The 6,824-nt window shown below is 70.0% G+C and carries 6 protein-coding genes and 1 pseudogene; 5 read left to right on the plus strand and 2 right to left on the minus strand.

Annotated elements, in window-relative coordinates; translation table 11 throughout:
* Window positions 1-285: 285 nt before the first annotated feature.
* The 5 genes from C665_RS17520 (at window position 286) to C665_RS17540 (ending at window position 4,643) form a co-directional block, all read left to right on the plus strand.
* The gene (locus tag C665_RS17520) at window positions 286-1,065 is read left to right on the plus strand and encodes a PP2C family protein-serine/threonine phosphatase (protein WP_004324742.1); all 780 of its coding nucleotides are present in this window, start codon (window positions 286-288) and stop codon (window positions 1,063-1,065) included.
* 342 nt (window positions 1,066-1,407) lie between these two features.
* Window positions 1,408-2,532, plus strand: coding sequence for an NAD(P) transhydrogenase subunit alpha (locus C665_RS17525; protein WP_004324744.1), 1,125 nt, complete (start codon window positions 1,408-1,410; stop codon window positions 2,530-2,532).
* A gap of 13 nt (window positions 2,533-2,545) precedes the next feature.
* Entirely contained in the window at window positions 2,546-2,851 is a 306-nt protein-coding gene (locus tag C665_RS17530) for an NAD(P) transhydrogenase subunit alpha part 2 (RefSeq protein WP_004324745.1), read from the plus strand.
* Window positions 2,848-4,227, plus strand: coding sequence for an NAD(P)(+) transhydrogenase (Re/Si-specific) subunit beta (locus C665_RS17535; protein WP_004324747.1), 1,380 nt, complete (start codon window positions 2,848-2,850; stop codon window positions 4,225-4,227). The genes C665_RS17530 and C665_RS17535 overlap by 4 nt, the downstream gene beginning before the upstream one ends.
* A gap of 209 nt (window positions 4,228-4,436) precedes the next feature.
* Entirely contained in the window at window positions 4,437-4,643 is a 207-nt protein-coding gene (locus tag C665_RS17540) for a hypothetical protein (protein WP_004324750.1), read from the plus strand.
* On the opposite strand, the gene C665_RS17545 is transcribed toward C665_RS17540, so the two are convergent.
* Both C665_RS17545 and C665_RS17550 read right to left on the minus strand, forming a co-directional pair.
* Complete coding sequence (locus C665_RS17545; RefSeq protein ID WP_004324751.1) at window positions 4,637-6,439, minus strand: sensor domain-containing protein; 1,803 nt, start codon at window positions 6,437-6,439, stop codon at window positions 4,637-4,639. The genes C665_RS17540 and C665_RS17545 overlap by 7 nt on opposite strands.
* A 124-nt stretch (window positions 6,440-6,563) precedes the next feature.
* Window positions 6,564-6,824, minus strand: a pseudogene (locus C665_RS17550) (DEAD/DEAH box helicase); the annotation flags it as partial.

Genomic DNA, 6,824 nt, shown 5'->3' on the forward strand with positions numbered 1-6,824 from the left:
CGCCTGCGCGCGAACAAGCTCGACGCCCTGCTCGAGGGCGGTGCCGCACGGATCGCCTCCGCCAACATCGGCTGCATCACCCACCTGCAGGCGGGCACCGACAAGCCGGTGCTGCACTGGATCGAGCTGATCGATTCCCGTCTCGGCCCGGCGTCGTGATGAAGCGCACCGGGCGTGACGGATTTCACACCGGGTCGCGCCCCCCGGCGGCAGGCGCTCGCCTGCTGCCCGCTCCGGGTTGATATCATCCTGTGATCCGTCCCGATTCCGGCCTGCTCATCCCTCATGCCTTTCACCGCCGAAACCTGTGTCGCCATGCACCTGGGCGACCGCAAGGAGCAGCAGGACCGCGTCGCGCTGTTCGGCCACCCCAAGCGGCCGGGCATGATGATGGCGGTGCTCGCCGACGGTATGGGCGGCCATAGCGGCGGCGCCATGGCGGCCGAGCAGGTGCTGATGCGCGCGCGGCAGAATTTCGAGGCCTATGCGCCGCTGCACGAGACGCCCGAGCACCTGCTCGGCAGCATCATCGACGAGGCCCACGTCGTCATCAAGCTGACCCGCTTCACCAGCGAGCAGGACCCGCACAGCACCGCGGTGGTGTTCATGATGCAGCAGGGCAAGGCCTACTGGGCGCACTGCGGCGATTCGCGCATGTACCACTTCCGCGGCACGCGCACAATGTCGGTGAGCAGCGACCATTCGCTTGTCGCCGAGCTGGTGCGCAAGGGGCGCCTGGACGATCGCGCGGCGCTGCGCCACCCGCAGCGCAACGTGCTGCTGTCCTGCCTGGGCAGCGACCGCGAGCCGCGCATCGACTACGGCCGCGACGAGTCCCCGCTCGCCGGCGACTGCTTCCTGCTGTGCTCGGATGGCCTGTGGGCGCATTTCACCGACTTCGAACTCGCCTCGACGCTGCAGGAATTTCCCGCCCGCGCGGCCGCCGAGCGCCTGGTCGCGCTCGGCCGCGAGCGTGCCGGCGGCAGCGGCGACAACATCTCGCTGGCGATCGTCAAGTTGATCGAGGCTCCCGCCACGTCCGCCCGACCCGCCGCATCGCGCTGAACCTGCGCGCAGGGGCGCCGCGAGTCCGCGGCCGCAGCAGGTGGGGCGCAGGTTGCGGCAGGGCTCCAGAGCCGAGCGCGCTGCGGATTCCAGGCGCCATCGCGAGGTGCGCCGCTCCCACGAAAATCGTCGCGGCTCCGAAGGCGCTCTGTCAGGTCCGCCGTGCGCTTCGGCCTTGCGCTGCACGAAGATGGTGCGTCCGCCTTGATTGAAGTTAATATCGACGGGTGTCGGTCTCGCGAGCCCGCAAGTCGGGGCAGGGAGAGACAACAATCAAGAGGCAGGCGACCGACGCGTCATTCCATGAACCCCTCTAACCTCTCAATATGGAGGAGTACATCCATGCCTCTGGTCATCGGAGTGCTCAAGGAAACCCATCCCGGCGAGCGGCGTCTGTCCGTCGTCCCGGATGTGGTGAAGAAATACCAGGGTCTTGGCGCCAGCGTGGTGATGCAGAAGGACGCCGCCAAGGGCGCGCACTTCCGCGACACTGATTTTGCCGACGTCACCTGGGTCGATAGCGCGGCCGATGTCGTCGCCGCCGCCGATGTGGTGCTGTGCGTGCAGCCGCCCGCCGCCGAGACCCTCGCCGCGATGAAGCCCGGCAGCGTGCTGTGCGGCATGCTGCAACCCTGGTACAGCACCGAGCGCGTGCAGCAGCTGGTCGATGGCCAGGTCACCGCCTTCGCGCTCGAGCTGCTGCCGCGCATCTCGCGCGCGCAGAGCATGGACATCCTGTCCAGCCAGGGCGCGGTCGCCGGCTACGAATGTGCGCTGATCGCCGCCGACCACTCGCCCAAGTTCTTCCCGATGCTCACCTATGCCGCCGGCTCGATCCGCCCGGCGAAGGTGCTGGTCATCGGTGCCGGCGTCGCCGGCCTGCAGGCGATCGCCACCGCGCGCCGCATCGGCGCCATGGTCGAGGCCTACGACGTGCGTCCGGAGACCCGCGAGCAGATCGAGTCGCTCGGCGCCAAGTTCGTCGACACCGGCGTGTCGGCGGCGGGGGCCGGCGGCTATGCGCGCGAGCTCACCGAAGAGGAGAAGGCCAAGCAGGCCGAGCGCCTCGCCAAGGCGGTGGCGCAGTGCGACGCGCTCATCACCACCGCGGCGATCCCGGGCCGCAAGGCGCCGCGCATCATCACCGCCGACATGATCGCGCGCATGAAGCCGGGCGCGGTCGTGGTCGACATGGCAGCCGAGACCGGCGGCAACGTCGAGGGCACGGTGGCCGGCGAGAAGGTGTGGATCAACGACGTGCTCGTGATCGGCCCCACCAACATCCCCAGCCGCATGCCGGTGCATGCCTCGGAGATGGTCGCCAAGAACCTGTTCAACTTCATCTCGCCCTTCATCAAGGACGGCGCGCTCGCGCTCGACTGGGAGGACGAGGTCATGGCCGGCAGCTGCCTGGCGCATGCGGGCGAGCTTCGCCACGCGGGCGTCAAGCAGGCGCTCGGCATGTAAGGAGGAATTCGCAATGGATGGCTTTACCGCGTTGTACATCTTCGCGCTGGCCGCGTTCACCGGTTATGAGGTGATCTCGCGCGTGCCGGTGATCCTGCACACCCCGCTGATGTCGGGTTCCAACTTCGTGCACGGCGTCGTGCTGATCGGCGCCATGGTGGCGCTCGGCCATGCCGACCCGGAAAGCCCGCTGCAGTTGCTGATCGGCTTCTTCGCGGTGTTCCTCGGCGCGGCCAACGCCGCCGGCGGCTACATCGTCACCGAGCGCATGCTGGGCATGTTCAAGGCCGGCGGCCGCAAGCAGGGGGGTGAGCAATGACCTCGAACTGGTTCGTCAACATGGCGTACTTCATCGCCGCCATCGTGTTCATCTTCGGCCTCAAGGCGATGAGCTCGCCCGTCACCGCGCGCAAGGGCGTGGTGTGGGCCGGCTACGCGATGATCGCCGCGACCCTGGCCACCTTCTTCATCCCCGATCTGCACAACATCGGCCTGATGGTGGTGGCGATCGTGCTCGGCGGCGGCGTCGCCTGGTACAGCGGCAAGGTGGTCAAGATGACCGACATGCCGCAGATGGTCGCGATCTACAACGGCATGGGCGGCGGTGCCGCGGCCGGCATCGCGGCGATCGAGCTGGTGCGCGGGGTGCCGCACGACGCCGTCACCTCCACGCTGCTCGCGCTCGGCGCGGTGATCGGCGCGGTGGCGTTCTCGGGTTCGTGCGTGGCCTTCGCCAAGCTGCAGGGCCTGATGACCAAGGCGATCCGCCTGCCGGGGCAGAACAACATCAACTTCCTGCTCTCGGTCATCACCATCGGCATCGGCCTCACCGTGGCCTACTCGGCGCACCCGGGCGGCTTCGAGATCTTCCTGTTCTTCGTGCTCGCGCTCGCGCTCGGCGTGATCCTGGTGATGCCGATCGGCGGCGCCGACATGCCGGTGGTGATCTCGCTGCTGAACGCCTTCACCGGCCTCGCGGTCGGCTTCAAGGGCTTCGTGATCGGCAACCCGGCGCTGATCGTGGCCGGCATCGTCGTCGGCGCCTCGGGCATGCTGCTCACCCAGCTCATGGCCAAGGCGATGAACCGCCCGATCAGGAACATCATCTTCGCTCCGATCACCGGTGCCGCGGCCGAAGGCGGCGAGGCCGTCGAGGGCACGATGCGCGAGCTGTCGTCGATGGATGCGGCGGCGCTGATGCGCTACGGCCAGAAGGTCATCATCGTGCCGGGCTACGGCATGGCGGTGGCGGGCGCGCAGCACAAGGTGTGGGAGATGTCGCAGCTGCTCGAGGAGGCGGGTGTCGAGGTGGTGTTCGCGATCCATCCGGTCGCGGGCCGCATGCCCGGCCACATGAACGTGCTGCTCGCCGAGGCCGGCGTGCCCTACGACAAGATCTTCGATCTCGACGAGATCAACAACGACTTCGCCCAGGCCGATGTGGCCCTGGTGATCGGTGCCAACGACGTGGTGAACCCGGTCGCGCGCACCGACAAGTCGAGCCCGATCTACGGCATGCCCATCCTCAACGCCGACATGGCGCAGAACGTCATCGTGGTCAAGCGTGGCAAGGGCGCCGGTTACTCGGGCATCGAGAACGCGCTGTTCTACAAGGACAACTGCCGCATGCTCTACGGCAGCGCGCAGGAAGCCATCGCCGAGGTCATCCAGCACGTGAAGTCGATGGAGGCATGACGCCGAACCGCCCGCCGGCTGCAGCGCCGGCGGGTTCCGCTCAAGCCGGAGGCGCATCGGGCCGTAAGGGCAGGGAACCGTCCTGTACTTGCGGCCCGATGCGCGTTTGCCTTTTCGCTTTCCTCCTTGTCGTCCCGCTCGGCCTTTCCAGCGCTCCGGCCCTTGCGCAGAAGGCTCCCGCTGCGCCTGCAGCTGCGGCGAATCCGCCGATGCCCGAGTGGCGGCGCACCGACGGCTATCGTTTCCCGGCGCTCGCCGAAAGCGTGCGCCGCCTGCAATACACCACGCTGGCGATGCAGCTGCGCGAATACTGTGCCGACCGGCGCGTGTCCGACGACTTCGTGCGCGAGCGCCTGCAGCGCTTCGGTCGTATTACCGGGCGCGCGGAGACCTGCGCCAGCCTGCGGGATTACTGAGCGCGGAGCAGGCGGTCCGCGAACTCCCGCGCCGCCAGCGGCCGCCCGAACAGCGGCCCTTGCTGCAGGTGGCAGTCGAGCGCGCACAGGAAGGCCTGCTGGCCGCGGTGCTCGACCCCGCGCGCGTAGATTTCCAGCCCGAGCGTGCCGGCGAGCGCGCCGACCGCCTCGACGATGGCCTCGCTGTCCTCGCTGCGACCGACCCCGCGTACCAGCTCGGGGTCGAGCTTGAGCGCGGCGAGCGGGTAGCGGCGCAGGCGCGGGATGGACGACAGGCCGCGGCCGAAGTCGTCGATCGACAGGCGCACGCCGGTGGCGGCGATGCGCTCCAGTGTGGCGGCGAGCGTCGGGCTGTCGAGTGCCAGCACCTTTTCGTCGAGGTCGAGCTCGAGCCGCTCCGCCTTCAGCCCGGAGGTGCGCAGGGCGGTCGCGACGCGCGCCGCGAAGTCGCCGCGCATGAGCTGCTCGACCGAGACATTCACCGTCAGGCGCAGGCATTCGCCATCGTGCGTCGGCGGCCAGTCGGTGGCGTGGTCGCAGGCAGTGGCCAGCACCCAGTCGCCGACGTCGGCGAGCAGGCGGGGGTCGCCGACCGCACCCATGAACTGGCGGTAGGGCAGCAGGCCGAGCTCGGGGTGGCGCCAGCGCAGCAAGGCCTCGCCCGCACGGGTGCGACCGGAGCGCGCATCGACCAGCGGCTGGAAGTGCAGGCACAGCTCGTCGGCTTGCAAGGCGTGGCGCAGGCCGCGTTCGAGATGGCTGCTGTCGAAGCCGGGGCCGTCGAGCCGGGTGTGGAAGACGCTGCAGTGGTTGCCGCCGAGCCGGCGCGCCTGTTCGAGCGCGCTCTTGGCGTTGCGCAGCAGGGTGTCGAGGTTGCGCCCGTCCTGCGGATAGAGGGCGAGGCCGGCGCTGGCGGTGATGCGCTGCAGCCCGCCGCCGAGCTCGAGGGGCTCGGCCACTGCGCGCAGCAGGGTTTCGGCGAACTGGTCGGCGTTGCCGGGATGCGCCGGCTCGGGCAGCAGCACGATGAAGCTGTCGCTGCGCTCGCGCGCCACCAGGGCAGCGGAACCGGCGGTAGCGGCGAGGCGGCGGGCGATGCACCGGAGGATCTCGTCGCCGGCGCTCTCGCCCAGGCTGCGATTGACCGCGGCGAAGCCGTCGAGGTCGAGGCGCACGATCGCGATGCTGCCGTGGCGGCCCGCCGCGCGCACCGCGCAGTCACCGAAGCGCGCCTCGAGCATGCGGCGGTTGGCCAGGCCGGTGAGCGGGTCGTGGCTCGTCAGGTACATCGACATCGACGGCGCGTCGTCGAACGCGCGCGCACCGCCTGCTGTCGGGCGTGGCGCTGCGAGGACGGGGGTGCCCGTTTCGTACTCCGCCACGACTGCGGGCGCGCTCAGGATGATGGCGTGGATGCCGGGGCGCAGCCGCGGCGCGCAGTTGAACTCGAGCGCGCGCACGCCGCCATCCGGGAGAGCGAAGTCGAGGCGGCCGCGGCGTTCGCCCTCGATCAGCAGGCGCGCGCGCGCGGCCAGGAAGGCCTGGCCGTCGGGGAAGAGGTCGGCGAGCGGACGCCCTGCCACGTCGCGGTAGTCGCGGCCGAGCAGGCGGCAGGCGGCGCTGTTGGCGTCGAGCACGACCTCGTCGCCGGTGATCAGCAGGCCCTCGTCGAGCAGCTCGAGCAGGGCGAGGTATACGCCGGTCTCGGCGCCCTCCGAAAGGTCCGCGACGAAGGGCTCGGCAGAGGAGGGGCCGGGGGAGGGCGGCAGGCCCGGCAGGTGTCCGGAAGGGTTCACGACAGCAGAGGATCGCAGGGGAGTTCGATGCGGGCGCCCCCGGGCGGGGGAGCCTGCGAGTGAGACCACAGCATAGCCGATGCCTGTGCGCCGCCGTGTGGCGAATAAGGGGCCGGGGTGCCCCTTATTTGCGCCCGAGGCCGCCGAGCAGCACCGCGATCGGACGCTGGTGGCGACGTAGCGGGTCGGGCTTGCCGGCAGCGGCCACGGTGGGCTGAGTCTGCTCGGCGACCGCGACGGGGGGATTGAGCGGCTCGTAGGGCTTGGAGAAGTCGAAGCCGTCGGCGGCGACGCTGCTGCGGCCGCGGCGGGGGCCGGCGCGCAGGCCTTCGCGCTCGCGCGCTGGCTCGCGACGAGCCTCGGCGCTGCGCTCGACGCCACGTTC

The sequence above is a fragment of the Thauera aminoaromatica S2 genome, from assembly GCF_000310185.1.
Lineage (GTDB): Bacteria > Pseudomonadota > Gammaproteobacteria > Burkholderiales > Rhodocyclaceae > Thauera > Thauera aminoaromatica.